The sequence below is a fragment of the Chromohalobacter sp. HP20-39 genome, assembly GCF_033052815.1.
Classification (GTDB): domain Bacteria; phylum Pseudomonadota; class Gammaproteobacteria; order Pseudomonadales; family Halomonadaceae; genus Chromohalobacter.
Map to the genome: position 1 here is coordinate 1 of NZ_JAWHTP010000894.1, position 255 is coordinate 255.

Consider the following 255-nt stretch of genomic DNA (forward strand, 5'->3'; position numbering starts at 1 on the left):
CCCAGGGCAGGATGCCGTCCTGAAAGGCGGTGACCTTCTTGCCGTCCTTCAGGACGATGGCGTCCTTGCCGACGAGGTCGATGCGCGAGACGTGGCTGTCGAGGTTGATGCGGATGCACGGCCAGTTCAGCCGGGCGGCCACCTGCTCGATATGGGTCGACTTGCCGGTACCGTGATAGCCGGTGACCATCACGCGGCGGTTGCGCGCGAAACCCGCCAGGATCGCGAGCGTCGTCTCCCGGTCGAAGATGTAGT

General features: G+C 65.1%; 1 protein-coding gene. It reads right to left on the bottom strand.

Going from position 1 to position 255, the window contains the following annotated elements:
* On the bottom strand, positions 1-255 hold a 255-nt coding region (locus RVY79_RS20550; protein WP_317466441.1), incomplete at both ends, for an AAA family ATPase.